We start from the raw sequence: 14,984 nt of genomic DNA, 5'->3' as shown, positions 1-14,984 counted from the left end.
ATTATTAATTATTAATTGTACATCGGTTATTGGTCACCCTTCCTAATTTCATCTTTATTTTTTGTACTTAATACTCTATACTCCATTTCACCATCACGGCACACTTCTTGTTTTAACCTTGTTATAACAAAACTGATGATAATAATCGGTAAATTAGTAACAAATAAAACCATCACACTATGAAGACAACAAAAATGCTACTCGTTGTGGTGTTGACTTTGGTCCTCACCGCTTGCTCGTCCACAAAAAACACATCTAACGATGCGCTATATGATACCAAATGGGAACTGGAATACATCACGGGACCACGTATCGCCTTTGACGGATTGTTCCCAAACAAAAAACCATACCTCACTTTTGACAAAAGCAGTCAAATGGTACAAGGCAATAACAGTTGTAACGGCTATTCGGCACCTTTTACGGTAACTGGTAACACCCTTACCCTTGGTGAGCCTGGCCCAACCACCATGATGTACTGTGGCGAAGGCGAACAGGTGTTTGTCAACACCATGAAGAAAATCAATAAATATAACATCGATGCCGATGGCAAACTCGTCCTAATGATGGATGATGTGGCAATGATGCGCTTTCATAAAACCAATTGATCATGAAAAAAATATCTATTTTTTTACTGGGCATCAGCTTGGCTGTCTTCTCCTGCATGGATAAGAAGTCAAAAGTCGGCACAACAGAGGTGCTTACCGATACAACCAGCGAAGAGAGCATGGCAAACGCCAAAGTAGCTGCAGAAAAATCACAACCTACCGATGTCTATTTCAAAGCAACTGGTACCGAACCATTTTGGAGTGTCACCATCTCTGAAGAGATGATTAAATTCAAAACACCTGAAGACTCGGTTATGACACCTCACACCACGCCAGCGCGGGCACAAGATAGCAATGTCAAACGCTATACTGTACAAACAGAATCGGCCAGCATGACCATTCAAATCAGGCAAATGGAGTGTACCAACGCCATGTCGGGCGAGGTGTCGCCATATACAGTAGAGCTCGAACTAAAAAAAGGATCGGCCAGCGAATATAGCTCTTATAAAGGCTGTGGCGCATATGTTACAGACTACCGCTTGCATGATATTTGGGTACTCGAATCCATGAATGGCATCGATGTGGGTCGTGAAGATTTTGGTAAAGAGGTGCCTTCTATGGAAATAAAGGCGGCGGAAAATACATTCATGGGAAACGCAGGGTGCAACCGTATGAGTGGTAGCTTGTTTTTTGAAAAGGGGTTGTTGCGTTTTACCAATATCGCCACTACCAAAATGCTTTGCCAATCTCCTAATAAGGAAAATGAGTTCTTGTCTACCTTAAGAGCCATGACATCTTACACTGTAGAAAACAATCGACTTTTGCTCACTAACCCCAACAATCAGTCGTTGGTATTCAAAAAAGTAGATTAAAGTTTTTACAAATAAAAAACCGCAGTGCTTATGATACTGCGGTTTTCTGACTAACTCAAATCACACTATAAAGAAAACAAAAAAATTCAATGTTGAAAGTGAACAGATAGATCAGTTACACTTGTATGTTGTTTTAAAATAAATCGGTTCATCATTTGTTGCCAAAAGCCTTGTATGTTCTTTGGTTCTGTTACAGGTTTTGCCCCGATAATAATTGTTGACTCAATTGGTTGATTCTCGAAAACAAACAGCTCTTCTGGAAGAAATGGTCGAACAGCCTCATACCTTTTTTTACCATAAACTCGTAAAACTCTACAGTAAGCCTCCTCTCCTTTCTTCAAACTTTTAAGGAAATCTTTTCTCTCGCCGCATCCATAATGCGCTTTGGCATGCAATAATGAATTCTGTAAATAGTCCTTGTCGTGGTCGTCGTCAAGGTACTTGGCAAGTGTTTCAGCAGATTTTGCCATAATATTAAGTAGGTTAAGTTCAGGTTCAGTTTTGGGGCAATCTTTTCTTTTAGCGATGTTTTTAAAAAACCGCAACCCGAAAGTTGCGGCTTTTACCACCAACTAATCAATTAAATTAGAATTTAACTATGTAAAATCCTATTCAATTTGTTACTTTCTTTACTTGATGACCCGGTCCCTTTTATTTTTAAAAGAAACCGCAACCTTTAAAGTTGCGGTTTCCTCCTTAAAAAAATAAAAACAGAGCTAGGGGCAACTAGTATCATAAGATAAATTGTGACCGTGATTCAATGTCGTTTTTTTCTTTTTTAAAAACCGCAACCCGAAAGCTGCGGTTTGGGGCTAATAAAAACTAAAAATGAAAAAACAAATCCTCACGATTATATCTTCAACAAACCCTTGTATGGGTTTGTTAGATCTTTCTTTCCGTTTGCACGTTCAAAAACCGTGGTTTTCCTACACCACGGCTTTCGTAAACATGCTATGTAAATGAACAACAACACCGCTAAAATACATATTTATTCGATTAAATGCAAATAAAATCGTTGATTCCTACAAAAATATTTTCAAATTTCCCCATTTTAAGCACAAATCCCTTCCTGAAAATTTTAAATTTTAACATTTCAAGATTTCACTTTGTAGGAATTACTGATATAACTAGCAAATAATGATTACCATATTCTTTATTATAACACCTATTACTTGTAATATCCTCTTTTTTATAACTATAATAGTATCATATTATATCTTTTAATACTATTTAAATAAAAATTTAACATTTTTAAATTTATTAGCAGCGGCGTGGCTTGTAAGAAAATTTCCCGATGAAATACACTCACGCACCTCATGCATTTCATCGAAAATATTTGCACGTTATCTTTACTTAATTATATATTTGGTTGAAAGTCAATTGACCGATAGCTGCGAATTCTAGAAGTAGCCACTAAAAGCCGAAAGACTCCAAGAGCGCTTTTTTATTTATAACATTTTATCGATTACCCTCGAGATGTCATACCATTTACATGACCCCTCGCACACCATACACCTGTGTAGCGTCGCCAAGCCATTGTTGAGCGCTACACTTGGAAACTATCAATGATGGCTCCAAATCTTTTTGCCTATGAGTACATATCGCAAAAACGGCCACAAGGCCTTTGTCAAGAGTCAGAGGAAAGCCAAAAACGGTAGCAAGGTCGCTATAGACCCTGTGAACGCCAAGCTTCCTTGGAAGAATCTTCTTCCCAAAGCTGACTCTAATCCTACTGCCAAAGAGAGCGAAAGCGCTACAGTAGAAGCTGCAAAGAAGGAAAATCCGGTAGCAGAAACCACTAAAGAGAAGAAATCCCCAGCTCGCTATCACGAGACAGGCTTCCCTATCAACGTAGAAAACTTTGCCCGATTGAGACAGATCGTCATCGGTTTGGGCGACACCTACGTGCAAGGCAATCCCCTGTTCACTGTAGAGAGTATGGAAACCATCTATCAAGCGGCATCAGAATCCCTGCTTTCTGTCCAAACTAAAAAGCAGGACGATAACAATGCCATTGCCCAGATGAACATTGCTTTTGAGGATGTTAAAAAGCTTTCCACACAATCAAAGAATATCTTTATTGTCAGTGGCGTACCAGAAACAGCCATCAAGAGATGCATTTTGTTGAACCATTTAGTACAAGGCTCACGTGTAGAGGCACTGCCTAAAGATGCGACAGACGATCACATCAGTGCTAGCCATCAGTCACGCGTGCAGATGATTCAACATGTAGATGGATTAATCGAACTTTTCACCGCCTATCCACAGTACAACCCGCCCGCCTCAATCAGCGCCGCAGGTTGGAAGGTCAAGCGCACCGCCATGTATGATACCAATCAGGCAGGCTATGTCGCAAGTACCGCGCTGAAGTTGGAAAGGATTAACCGTAACCTCATCATCCAGAAGCCCGTCACAGGCTTGGTAGATGTGGGTCAAGGTGTCAAAAAGACCATTCTTGGTATCTTCGGCTTCAACAGCCCGCAGTTCGCCATGGTCAAAGGCATCGAGTTCCGTAAGATGAAAGGTTGGCAAAACCTCTAATCCCCACCCCTCTTTAATTCAAAAACCACAATTCCTTTTTAAGGGATTGTGGTTTTTTGTTTAGATGTGAAATAAAGTCCTAATTAGTAATCATCCCATTCTTTCTTCAGCTTGGCCCATCCTCTTTTTGGCCTTAAAAAATTCTTGATGTACCATAGATTCACAAGACTGCCCACAATAAAAATTGAAGTGAACAAAATTTCTGTATAATTGAGTTGTTTGAAGAAATGAAAATTATTCCAAACGATGTATATCATTATCACTAAGTTCAATAAGTGCATGGCAACTGCAATAGAGTAAGTGTTTGTATATGTGGGATTTTGATCAACGTATTTTTTCCATTTTTTCCAGAAGCCATTTTTTATAAATGAGGATTCTATTTCCCTTAATCGTATGGCATATACCACAATATGTTTTGTGATAGATATTATAATGGTGGTAGTACCTGTGATTATCAAAACCAAACTTGCTTCAAGAATGAGCATTTTAAATGATTCTGTGGATTTGAGCTGTGCCAACAGCACTCCAATCAGTGACACTACAAAACCGATAATGGTCAATCGGACTTTCCAGAAAGCTCTCATGTTATTGGAAATTTCTTGAAATTCTATCATCAAAAATTCCTTTTCTTCTTGCGATAATTTTGTTTTCATTGGATTATTTTGGTTGTGGTTAGTACGTAAATATCATAAATATAGCGATTTATAATTTTTAAGTGCGCCATTGAGTTAAAATTTGGGATGACAAATGAACAAATATGGCTTATACGTTTGAACGTTGAAAGTTGCTTTTTGTCGTTTTTATGTTTGGGCGGTAGGCTTTGTCAGGAAATTTTGGGTATGTTTAAGGTACTCTCCCTAGCAATTAAAGCACTAGCTTACAGCTTGTGCGGTTTTCCGCATGCCTTGTAGTGTTATTAAAATTAAATTGTCATCCCAACTAAACAACCAATATGAAACTCGAAAGCATTCTTGATAGACTCGGTTCTCTCGAAAAAAACTCTTTTATTAAAATTATTGATTACATTATTTCGCAAAACCCTAAAAATGCCAAGCAAATTGAAAAGATTTTAAGTTCTTCTGATAAAGGCTTAAAGTCGGTTGACAATATGAATGTTGCAAACATTTTCAATTTAACTTATGATGAATTTAGCGAATATATCAGTTGTGAATTTCAAGAAACCACCTCACAATTGGATATCCTTATTGATATTATCATTCGTGATGGGAATTGCATTATGAAGCAAGATTGGTTTTCCAGACTTTATGAAAACGAAATCAAGAATCTAAAAGCCAAGATTAAAAGCCTTAATGCAGAATTGGAAAGCGATAAATCGCAAATAAGTGATGCTCGAAAAAGAGACTTTAGAATCTACAAAGCGTGCTTAAACACTGCCTACCATAATGATATTGCGAATAATCGGGATGCCAAAATAACCTCGGACGAACAAGATATCATCTTGACACTTTCTAGTCAGTTGGGTCTTTCGCAAGAAGATGTCAAGCTCATTAATTATTCCATACTTCCCATTAAGAAAATGGAAATACTGGATGTGATTAATAACCTTAAAAATCTGGGTGTCATTTTCTTTTCGAAAAAAGAAAACACCATTTATGTGGCGGATGAAATGGTGCGACTCCTACGTAAAATTAGAAAAAAAGATGTAGCGGAGAAATTCTATCGTAGAACCTTAAAACTGCTACGAGAGCCTGTCATTAACCAGATTGCTAAAGAGCACAATATTGATAGAAAGTTAACTTATAATCAAAAGATAGAACTAATTATCAAAGAAGGCATTTCGTTTCCAGACTTGCTTGCACACGAAATTCATAAACCTGACACCAACCTAACGGAACGAAAGAAAACGCTTAATGAACTTTGTGAAAAAGGTTTGAATATTCCCAACCTTAAAGGTAGCACATTAGAAGATAAAATCAATAGCCTTATCCTGCACTTTGAAAGTGTTGAGAAAGATGAAAAAGTAGGTATCTCCATAGATGGTTTTGATAAGATGCTCACGGAACTCAACCAGTCCTTACCAAAACTCAACAAAGAACTGAAAGAGCAATTTGAGTTACAGGACGAGTATGTGATGAAAGCCGATTACCTCTTGGATTATAACATTAAACCAAGAGATATTTTGGATTTGATTGCCAAACCAGACCTATCAAAATTCATCAAAGATAATGGTATCAAACAGCGTGGTGATGACATTCTAAATATCCTAGAGCATTATAAAGATGTTGAGAACCTTTACCTCGAAAATTATGAGAACGTCGGTTTCCGAAACTTGAATCTTTTAAAGGAAAATGGCATCACAGTAAAAGAAAGCGAACTTGGTTTAAAGTTTGAAGAGTTGACTAAAATCATCTTTAAATCATTAGGTTTCAATATTGACGACAAGTTTAAAAACCAACTGAACACCAATAAGGATATTATGGATATCCTAATTAACCTTGGCAATGACGAAATCATCATTGTGGAGTGCAAGACCGTCAAGGAAAAAGGTTATAATAAGTTTAGCACTGTATCGCGTCAACTTAAGGCTTATCAAAATCTTGCATTGAAGAATAATCTTCGGATAGTCAAAATCTTATTGGTGGCACCAGAGTTTAGCGATGATTTTGTGACCGACTGCGAGATGGATGTAGAGATGAACCTCTCGCTAATTACAGCCACCACCCTCTCTAGAATTTATGAGGCATTTAAAACCTCAAAGTATCAAGAATTTCCGCACGTCTTATTTAGGGATATTTTGATTAATGAGGAACGGATTATTAAGGCGTTGATGAAATGAAGAAAAAAGTTATAAAATATATAAAGATGTTCTGGGAATTTGCCTTCACAAAGGATACTGAAGAAATGCATCAAATGTCCGAAGATGAATATAAAGCAGTGTTTATAAAAGATAGAACGATTGAACAAATAAAAGAAACTTATAATAAGTCTTGGGCAGCAAAAAATTTTGAGATAGAATTGTATTGGAAAAGAGCGAATTATTTTTGGGCATTTCAGATAGCGTCTTTCGCAGGGTATTTTTCTATTATTGGATCTAATGCATATACTACTAATCCCGAAGTTTTATATTTTGTAGTGTGTATAGGATTTATAACAAGTATAGCATGGGTGTTTACAAATAAAGGAAGTAAAACCTGGCAAAGGCACTGGGAAATACATGTTGATATGCTTGAAGATATGATTTCAGGGCCACTATATAAGTCCGTAACCTCACCTAAATCATTCTCGGTATCAAAAATTAACGAAATTGTCAGTAGGTTCATTTCAACAATTTGGATTTTGTTGGCTATAAAATACTTTCTTGAGCATCTAACATTTAATTATACTGGTTGGAGAAATGTTAACATTCAGGTGTGGTTAAGTAGCCTATCAGTATTATATTTCACATGCGCAATGATTACTGGATATGGACGAGGTCGATTTGGAGAGCGTAAAGTTATATTCTATAAAAGAAAATTTAAGGTCATATCGCCATCAAATTAAATCGAAAAATATGATTTACAAAAATTAAAAAGAAATTTTAATAGTTAATTGATAATGCAATACTAATGTTGGGATTTACAGGGAAAATTTATCAAAAGTCTAAAGATGTTACTTCTTTAAATCAATTTTTTGATTTGGTTGAAGAAGCCAAAACTATTTTAAATACTGATGACATATGGTATCGAGGTCATCCTAACTATGATTATAAATTAGTTCCCAATATTTACAGATTAAAACATTCAATCGATTTAGAAAATAAATTAAAAAATGCTTTTACAGATAAGGCTAAAGGATTTATTAATTGGAGAGATTTAAGTGATTATGATTGGTATTTTCTAATGCAGCATTTTGGCATAAAAACCAGATTATTAGACTGGACAGAAGGGTTTTTAATTGCTTTATTTTTTGCTTTAAGATTAAACCCTCTCGATAATGCCAACAAAAATCCTTCAATTTGGATGATAAATCCTCTTAAGTTAAATGAATTATCAATTAATAAATTTGAATTAATAAGAACAGAGAATTCCAATCAAAATTTAAATTATAATTTATCTCAACAATACTTAACTTTTGATTTTGATAAAAAATCTTTTGGACCAATTGCAATTTCATCCTCTTATACTAATGAGCGAATCATTAGGCAGAAAGGATGTTTTACTTTACATGGTAATTCTCAAAATGACATACTTTCCGTATATAGAAAAAACAAATGCAATGAGATTTTATCAATTAATATAGATTCCAAATCACGCAAACGTTTAACGAGGGAACTATTAACAACAGGGATTAGTGAGTCTACTATATTTCCCGATTTAGAGGGTCTAGCTAGAGAAGTAAATTTCAAGTATACTCAAAATAATTTATAAATTTTAATCTATACAAACCCTGATCCACCAACAACCTAACCACTTCAAAACATCAAAGCTATGGGATTTTGGATTATTACAGCATTGGTTGTAGGCGGTTGTATTTACGTTTATTGTGAATTCTTTGAGAACAGCACTTCTACTAGACGTTACAATACCAAACCTTCCAAAAGTGGTACACGGGCAGAATTGAATCTGGTACATCTTCTTCAAAACCGTAATGTACCACAAGAAACTATTTTCCACGATTTGTACCTCAACACCTATCGAGATAAGTATTCGCAGATAGATGTGGTGGTGCCTACGAAGGTGGGGATTGTGGTGTTTGAGGTGAAGGATTATAGTGGTTGGCTTTTTGGCAGAGGGTATCAGCGCAACTGGACGCAGGTGCTGAACTATGGGCAGCAAAAGTATCGGTTTTATAATCCTATCCTTCAAAACAAAACGCATATTGATATGCTGAAGCGGAAACTACCGCAAGAGGATATGCCTTATTTTTCGGTGATTGTGTTTTATGGTGACTGTGAGTTGCGCGAGGTAACCCATATCCCCAAGGATGTGTATTTGGCAAAACCGCATACGGCTTATATGGCTTTTGAGCGAATCCTAAATGAGCATCCACCAGCTGTTTATAGTGATAAGCATCATATTATGAGGGTACTTAATGAGGCTGTGGCGAATGGGCAAAACCCTGACATCAGGGCGCTGCATGTGCAGAATGTGCGTGATGCGCTGGGAAGGGATCGGGTTTTTGATTGAGGTTTCTTTGGTGTTTGGTGTTTGGTGTTTGGTTGATGGTTTAATAAAAAGATTGCTTCGTCCTTCGTCCTTGCAATGACGATCCTTTTTTAGTTAGGCGGTTAAGCAGAGTTCCGCATTAAGAAGTCTACTTTTGATGTTTGTGCTTTGGGCTGTGCTTTTCCTTGATCCTAACGTATATCAATTTATGCCTGCTCTTATGATTTTCGCGCTGTTCGATCTCAAACTGGTCAATGGACTTGATAAGGGGCGTGAGCTTTTCAAAACCGTAATTTCTGGAATCAAAATTAGGTTGCTTCTTTTGGATCAAACCGCCCACATCGCCCAGGAATGCCCAACCATCTTCATCTGACAAATCCCTGATGGTCGAGGAAATCAGGTTGATGTCCCTTTTGGTGATTTTATCCAACACTGGCTCTTGGGTTTCGGTGGTTTCAACTTTTTCTACCGATTGTTTCTTTAAAATTTCGATGTAAATGAATTTATCGCAGGCGACGATGAAGGGGTTTGGGGTCTTTTTTTCCCCAATACCGATAACGGTCTTGCCTGCTTCCCTTAATCTGGTGGCGAGCCGTGTAAAGTCGCTATCACTGGATACGAGACAAAAGCCTTCGACCTTTCCGCTGTAGAGAATGTCCATGGCATCGATGATCATGGCGGAGTCGGTGGCGTTTTTGCCTGTGGTGTAGCCGTATTGCTGAACGGGTGTAATGGCGTTTTCGAGCAACAGATTTTTCCATTTGGAGAGTCCGGGCCTGGTCCAATCGCCATAGATACGCTTGATGGTGGGGTTGCCGTATTTGGCAATTTCTTCCATCATTTCCTTAACATTGGCAGAGGGGATATTATCGCCATCTATTAAAACGGCCAGATTGATATTTTGAGTCATTTGATGTTCTTGATTTTTACAACGGTGAAGACCGTGAGGTTATGTTGTTAAAGGTAGTGATTTTAAGCGAAGCAGCGGTGTTGCGACACTGTTTAGGCAGAAGGACGGTCATTCGGCGGCTTGCGCTAGTGAAAATTGGCTTCCGACTCAACCCTCTCACAACTTAAACACGTTATTTCAAATCACTTCACACAATAATCCATCAAAAAAATTATCTTTACCCTATGACCAAAAAAACCCTAACCCTAGTCCTTATCCTTGTGATGCCTTTGATGGCATCTGCTCAAGACAAGTTGATAAAAAAAGTTTCAAAACAAATCTGTAAATGTCTAGAAAAAGACAACTTTCCCAACATCGATGATGCAGAGCCCTGTTTTGAAAAAGCACTCATCTTAAATGCAGAGGATTTAATGAAGCAGTATAACGTGGAGTCCTTTACAGACCTACCCTTTGATGAAATAGGTGTAGACATCAGTAAGGAATTGGCCAATAATTGCCAAAAGGCGCTGCTATACCTTGCCGACCCTTTGAGTGAAATGGAAGAGGAGGACAAGGTACAAGACCCCAACCTTGACTGTAGCGAACTTAAAAATGGTGATTTCTATTATATGCAAACAAATCCCAATACCGCAAAGATCGATACTACATATGTCACTATCAAAGACAAAATGTACCTAGAGCGTATGAACAGCGGAAAAACCTATTCCATGCTAGACGTCGAGTGGAAAGACAACTGCAACTTTGACCTCATCTTTAAACATAGCAACGACCCCTTCAAAAAGAACTTGAGTGAGCCTGGAGAGATCTACACTTATGAAGTGAGACGAAGCACACCCAATTCGTTCATCATCGTCACCAAAGTGGGAGGCAACGAATACAAGTTTGAGTTCGTTAAAATGGAGTCAGACTAAAATACACGGCGCGTGCCAAAACTCAACCCATATAAAAAAGCGACCATCATCATCCTTGCTGTTACAGTTGCAGCTAACGTTGCTGGTTATTTAAATAGCCTGTACCCAACCCCATTGTCGAATTACATTGCCATTGCAATGGCCATTCTGTTTTATTTTGGAGTGTTGCTATCCTTTATCAATACATTTATCATAAGCACAAAATATAAGGCACCGCCCGCAAAAAAAATGCTATGGGTACTATTGAGCGCCTTACCTTGGCTTTACATTCTCGCCATGACAGTCTACACCTATATACAAGGCTACCAATTGGTATCAAATCTGGAATAGATTTAAAAATGCTGCCTAACAATCCCTTCTATCTGCATCAAATCTTTACGGTTCACTAAACGTGTGCTTTTGATAAAGACATAACCATCCTTAAACTCAAATTCCAGACCCTTTTGGGTGTCGAGTCGTTTCATCAGCTGTATCAATGGCAGTTTATTGACCGTCTTTTCAATTGAAAAACATTCGTGATGGGTAAGTTTAATATCATCGTCGTTGCGGATGCGGTCAAAAAACGTTTCTACAGACGATTTTTCCCTAAAATAATAATGGCCAGCAGCATGCTGCCAACGTACCCAAAATAGTATTTGAGACTCTCTATAGCCAAGTTGCTCCTTCTCTACCGTTGGCAATAACATTACCCCATCACAAAATTGCAATCGATATGGGCAGGTATAGCCCCAATCATCGTACTGCGACAGCAAATTCGTACTGTCCAACAATGAAATATCATCGTCTGTCACTTCATATTTGAGATACTCGCGCGATTCCTTGAGGTAATTGATAGCGCGGTGCGCCTCTCGTTCCTCCTCTGTATAAAGCTTGTCGATATCTGCCTCGGGCATACCGCGAAATTCATTATCATGTGCCACCCAATGTCCAGATTCAGCTTGCTCCAGCGTAATCTTGGCACCAGTGTCAGGGTCTATGATAAATTCATCGGCTAGGCTTTCCTTTAGTTTTTGCTCATACTCCATATCGGCCTTTGACTTATAGGTCAAAACCAAATACAGAACCAGCACAAGGGCCACGCAACATAATATAAGTATAATTTGATCTACATCCATTTGAGTTCTAAAATAGGGAAAAATACTTTTGAAACATTTTTAAATCCTGATGGTGCGGATTTAACGTCGCTCAATTCAGCTTTCAACCTTGGGTGACATCTTTGCGTGCTACCCCAATTAACCCTCGTCTGCAACGAGTATCCATAATAGTAGACAATGAATTCGTCAGTCAAAACCCAAAAGCGAGGCGTGAAAGCCGCAACGCGATAAGTAACTGGTAGTGCATCCTAACAGGTTAAATACCCTTAAATATCTTCATTTTAAAGGGCTGAAAATTTTTTTTCAAACTACTGAAACATTTTCAAATACCTGTCGTCTATAGCTGAAATAAACATTCCTATGTAGGAATGGTAAAATCATCATTAATCAAAAAACAAACAGTATGAATTTTAAAATTTTAGTAGTGACGGCCGTCACAGTGATGGCCAGTCAATTGGGTTCGGCCCAAAACGTGACATGGGGTGTAAAGGCGGGTGCCAACTTGTCTAATTTAAACACCGATTTGGATAGTGAGAAATACCTGCTGGGATTCCATGTGGGTGGCCTTGCGGAAATACCATTGGGGGCGAAATTTTCCATTCAACCAGAATTATTGTATTCGTTGGAAGGCGCCAAACTGGAAGACGAGTTTAGCTTTGAAGATGAAGGCATCACCTACGGGCTGGATTTCAAGGAAGAAGTGAAACTGTCCTACCTGCAACTTCCTGTGATGTTTAAATACCGCATGACAGATAAGTTCAGTTTTGAAGCAGGCCCACAAGTAGGCTATTTACTGAATGCCAAAAGTGAGTATGACAGCACTTTGCGTGTGGGAGGCGACACTTTTTCAGATTCTGGTTCTGAAAAAATAAAAGACCAAGTGAAGTCGATTGCCTTTGGTGTGAACTTTGGTCTGGGCTACCAATTTACCAACAACATGTTCATCCAAGGACGTTATCACTTGGGCCTATCGGACCTTGACGATACCGACTCTAACCTGGAAGAGGATGATGTAGACAGGGGAAGCGTTAAAAACAGAAGCTTTCAAGTATCTATAGGCTACAGATTCTAAACAAATGCCTTGCAAAGGGATTCTCTCGAGAGGATCCCTTTTTTTATATAGAATATATTCATACTTCCCCACCCTTGCTTCAAGCACAAGGGCGACACGACCTAAAATAAGTATAATTTGATCTACGTCCATTTGAGTTCTAAAATAGGGAAATTATCTTTTGGCTGTTATCTTACCCACATAAAAATCATTATCAAAAACTCTTATCTTTAGAACACAAATTAATTAAAACATACTATCCCATGAAACCCCTCTATAACAAGCAAACAAAGCTCGTAGGCTGGCTGTCAGACGACAAACTGAACATCTTCGACAGCAATCTCGACTGGGTAGGCCTTGTCGCAGCAGACCAAAGCATCTGGAGCGTTCATACCAAAGACTGGATAGGCAATCTTAACGGAACAAACATCCACGACACCAGCGGACACATCATCTTTTACAACCCAGAGACACCCATAGAAAACCGTCCCAAGCCACCCATCCCAACCATGCCCTTGCAGCACACCAGACCCGAACCACCGTTGCAACCCATGCGACGCACAAAACCCATATGCCACCACAAGCCAGAACTAATATGGGCAAAACGTTCGTGGCAGAAGTTTTTTAAATACTGATATATCAGAGATATCAGTATATTTAGCACTTATACCAAAAGCTGAACAGAACCTATAAATTGAAAACAATCCTAGCCCTTTTATTCCTAATCACTACATCGTCGCTAGTCGCACAAATACAAAGGCAGTTCTTTGTGGAAGATGTGGATGATATCAAATATGCGACAGTCAATTATTGCGTTGATAACGATGCCAACATCAGTGAGGTGACTATCATCAAAGAAAAAACCACTTATGAAAATACCCATTTTATTGAGCAGCTGCGCGAGTACCTTTTAAACCTACAGTATGCTCCAGATAGCCAACTTAAAAACAACTGTTACGATTTCACCTTTGAGTTTATAAACTTGAAATACAAAACCAAAAATCTCAATCAAACCGAATGTAATGCCTGTGAAACATTCAAAACAGGCACCTACAGCTATGAACACGTGCGTTACCAAGAAGGTCAAATCAAACGTACAAGAAAAATTCAAAAAGAACTGTTCCGAGATGAAAGACAGATTTATGAAATAAAATGGCTCTCAAATTGTCAGTATGTCTTGATCTATAAAAAAATGAGTGAGCCTCGCTTACAACACTTGATCGGAAAAGAAATAGACGTACAGATCATTGACGTTTTTGACGATGGACGTTATGTTTACAGGTCATCAGCTGATTTTGAAGATAAAATCTATTACGGAATTATTAAAAAAGTAAAATGATAGATAGATTTTTAAAAGCCAAACATTGGCAACTTTTCACCCTTATGGTCGGCATTCCGGTGGTATTCCAAATAGTCGTGATGATCACCATAATTTCGGCTATCCATACCGAAGCAAATCCTGAAGTTCAAATGCTTAATATGTTCACGTTCTTTCCTGTTTTCATGATACTGTATGCTAGTCTTTTATTTGGTTGGTTTTGGTCAATCGCCCTAGGATTGCAAAAAAAATTACCAGACCACCTAACAATGAAAACCAGAAACTTTAAAATATGGTTATTGATCCCATTCATTTACATAGTTGGTATATCCATTTTCGTGGGCGGAATGTTTAGTACAGCTATGCAAAACGCTACGGAACCCAATGGCGCAATGGTGGCGATGAGTACGGCAATTATTCTACCCCTGCATTTGGCATCAATGTTTGGAATTGTTTATTCTATGTATTTTGCGGCAAAGACGCTAAAAACGGCAGAATTGCAGAGACCCGTTAAATTTGCAGATTTTGCACCCGAATTTTTCATGCTCTGGTTTTATTTTGTCGGCATCTGGATATTACAACCAAGAATTAATAAACTGGTAGCGACACTAAACACCGATGATAATAGAATTTAAAT

Annotated in this window: 17 protein-coding genes; 13 read left to right on the top strand and 4 right to left on the bottom strand. The window is 38.1% G+C overall.

Annotated features, from left to right (window positions below):
• Positions 1–179: 179 nt before the first annotated feature.
• Both M0G43_RS12795 and M0G43_RS12790 read left to right on the top strand, forming a co-directional pair.
• The gene (locus tag M0G43_RS12795) at positions 180–605 is read left to right on the top strand and encodes an META domain-containing protein (RefSeq protein WP_248026980.1); all 426 of its coding nucleotides are present in this window, start codon (positions 180–182) and stop codon (positions 603–605) included.
• A gap of 119 nt (positions 606–724) precedes the next feature.
• Complete coding sequence (locus M0G43_RS12790; RefSeq protein WP_248026979.1) at positions 725–1,417, top strand: META domain-containing protein; 693 nt, start codon at positions 725–727, stop codon at positions 1,415–1,417.
• A gap of 86 nt (positions 1,418–1,503) precedes the next feature.
• Here M0G43_RS12790 and M0G43_RS12785 read toward each other — a convergent pair whose 3' ends face one another.
• Positions 1,504–1,887, bottom strand: coding sequence for a hypothetical protein (locus tag M0G43_RS12785; protein ID WP_248026978.1), 384 nt, complete (start codon positions 1,885–1,887; stop codon positions 1,504–1,506).
• 1,120 nt (positions 1,888–3,007) lie between these two features.
• Between M0G43_RS12785 and M0G43_RS12780 the strand changes: the two genes are divergently transcribed.
• On the top strand, positions 3,008–3,958 hold the full coding sequence (locus M0G43_RS12780; protein ID WP_248026977.1) for a hypothetical protein: 951 nt from the start codon (positions 3,008–3,010) through the stop codon (positions 3,956–3,958).
• Between the two features lie 83 nt (positions 3,959–4,041).
• Here M0G43_RS12780 and M0G43_RS12775 read toward each other — a convergent pair whose 3' ends face one another.
• The gene (locus M0G43_RS12775; protein ID WP_248026976.1) at positions 4,042–4,611 is read right to left on the bottom strand and encodes a hypothetical protein; all 570 of its coding nucleotides are present in this window, start codon (positions 4,609–4,611) and stop codon (positions 4,042–4,044) included.
• A 299-nt stretch (positions 4,612–4,910) separates the two neighbouring features.
• Between M0G43_RS12775 and M0G43_RS12770 the strand changes: the two genes are divergently transcribed.
• The 4 genes from M0G43_RS12770 to M0G43_RS12755 all read left to right on the top strand — a co-directional run bounded on the left by M0G43_RS12770 (position 4,911) and on the right by M0G43_RS12755 (position 9,084).
• A complete protein-coding gene (locus M0G43_RS12770; protein ID WP_248026975.1) occupies positions 4,911–6,755 on the top strand; it encodes a hypothetical protein in 1,845 nt (614 codons plus the stop codon).
• Positions 6,752–7,459 carry a hypothetical protein gene (locus M0G43_RS12765; RefSeq protein WP_248026974.1) on the top strand — a complete coding sequence of 236 codons (708 nt, stop codon included), beginning with the start codon at positions 6,752–6,754 and terminating at the stop codon, positions 7,457–7,459. The genes M0G43_RS12770 and M0G43_RS12765 overlap by 4 nt, the downstream gene beginning before the upstream one ends.
• Positions 7,460–7,524: 65 nt before the next feature.
• Positions 7,525–8,325 carry an FRG domain-containing protein gene (locus M0G43_RS12760; protein ID WP_248026973.1) on the top strand — a complete coding sequence of 267 codons (801 nt, stop codon included), beginning with the start codon at positions 7,525–7,527 and terminating at the stop codon, positions 8,323–8,325.
• Positions 8,326–8,385: 60 nt separating this feature from the next.
• Entirely contained in the window at positions 8,386–9,084 is a 699-nt protein-coding gene (locus tag M0G43_RS12755; RefSeq protein ID WP_248026972.1) for a nuclease-related domain-containing protein, read from the top strand.
• 127 nt (positions 9,085–9,211) lie between these two features.
• On the opposite strand, the gene M0G43_RS12750 is transcribed toward M0G43_RS12755, so the two are convergent.
• Complete coding sequence (locus tag M0G43_RS12750; protein WP_248026971.1) at positions 9,212–9,973, bottom strand: NYN domain-containing protein; 762 nt, start codon at positions 9,971–9,973, stop codon at positions 9,212–9,214.
• A gap of 224 nt (positions 9,974–10,197) precedes the next feature.
• On the opposite strand from M0G43_RS12750, the gene M0G43_RS12745 reads away from it, so the two are divergent.
• On the top strand, positions 10,198–10,884 hold the full coding sequence (locus M0G43_RS12745) for a hypothetical protein (protein ID WP_248026969.1): 687 nt from the start codon (positions 10,198–10,200) through the stop codon (positions 10,882–10,884).
• Positions 10,885–10,896: 12 nt separating this feature from the next.
• Positions 10,897–11,214: a hypothetical protein gene (locus tag M0G43_RS12740; protein ID WP_248026968.1), complete on the top strand. Its 318-nt coding sequence runs from the start codon at positions 10,897–10,899 to the stop codon at positions 11,212–11,214.
• 2 nt (positions 11,215–11,216) lie between these two features.
• Here the strand turns inward: M0G43_RS12740 and M0G43_RS12735 are convergent, their stop codons facing one another.
• Entirely contained in the window at positions 11,217–11,999 is a 783-nt protein-coding gene (locus tag M0G43_RS12735) for a hypothetical protein (RefSeq protein WP_248026967.1), read from the bottom strand.
• Positions 12,000–12,402: 403 nt separating this feature from the next.
• Between M0G43_RS12735 and M0G43_RS12730 the strand changes: the two genes are divergently transcribed.
• The 4 genes from M0G43_RS12730 (at position 12,403) to M0G43_RS12715 (ending at position 14,982) form a co-directional block, all read left to right on the top strand.
• A complete protein-coding gene (locus tag M0G43_RS12730) occupies positions 12,403–13,050 on the top strand; it encodes a porin family protein (RefSeq protein ID WP_248026966.1) in 648 nt (215 codons plus the stop codon).
• Positions 13,051–13,292: 242 nt separating this feature from the next.
• The gene (locus M0G43_RS15860) at positions 13,293–13,664 is read left to right on the top strand and encodes a 4-fold beta flower protein (RefSeq protein ID WP_411039872.1); all 372 of its coding nucleotides are present in this window, start codon (positions 13,293–13,295) and stop codon (positions 13,662–13,664) included.
• Between the two features lie 59 nt (positions 13,665–13,723).
• Positions 13,724–14,368 (top strand): hypothetical protein, encoded by a 645-nt coding sequence (locus tag M0G43_RS12720; RefSeq protein ID WP_248026964.1) that lies wholly within the window; start codon positions 13,724–13,726, stop codon positions 14,366–14,368.
• Positions 14,365–14,982 (top strand): hypothetical protein, encoded by a 618-nt coding sequence (locus M0G43_RS12715; RefSeq protein ID WP_248026963.1) that lies wholly within the window; start codon positions 14,365–14,367, stop codon positions 14,980–14,982. The genes M0G43_RS12720 and M0G43_RS12715 overlap by 4 nt, the downstream gene beginning before the upstream one ends.
• Positions 14,983–14,984: the final 2 nt, after the last annotated feature.

This window comes from Subsaxibacter sp. CAU 1640 (assembly GCF_023156585.1).
GTDB lineage: Bacteria > Bacteroidota > Bacteroidia > Flavobacteriales > Flavobacteriaceae > JBPOFM01.
The sequence above is the reverse complement of the archived record's forward strand: the minus strand, read 5'-3'. Positions and strand labels throughout refer to the sequence as shown.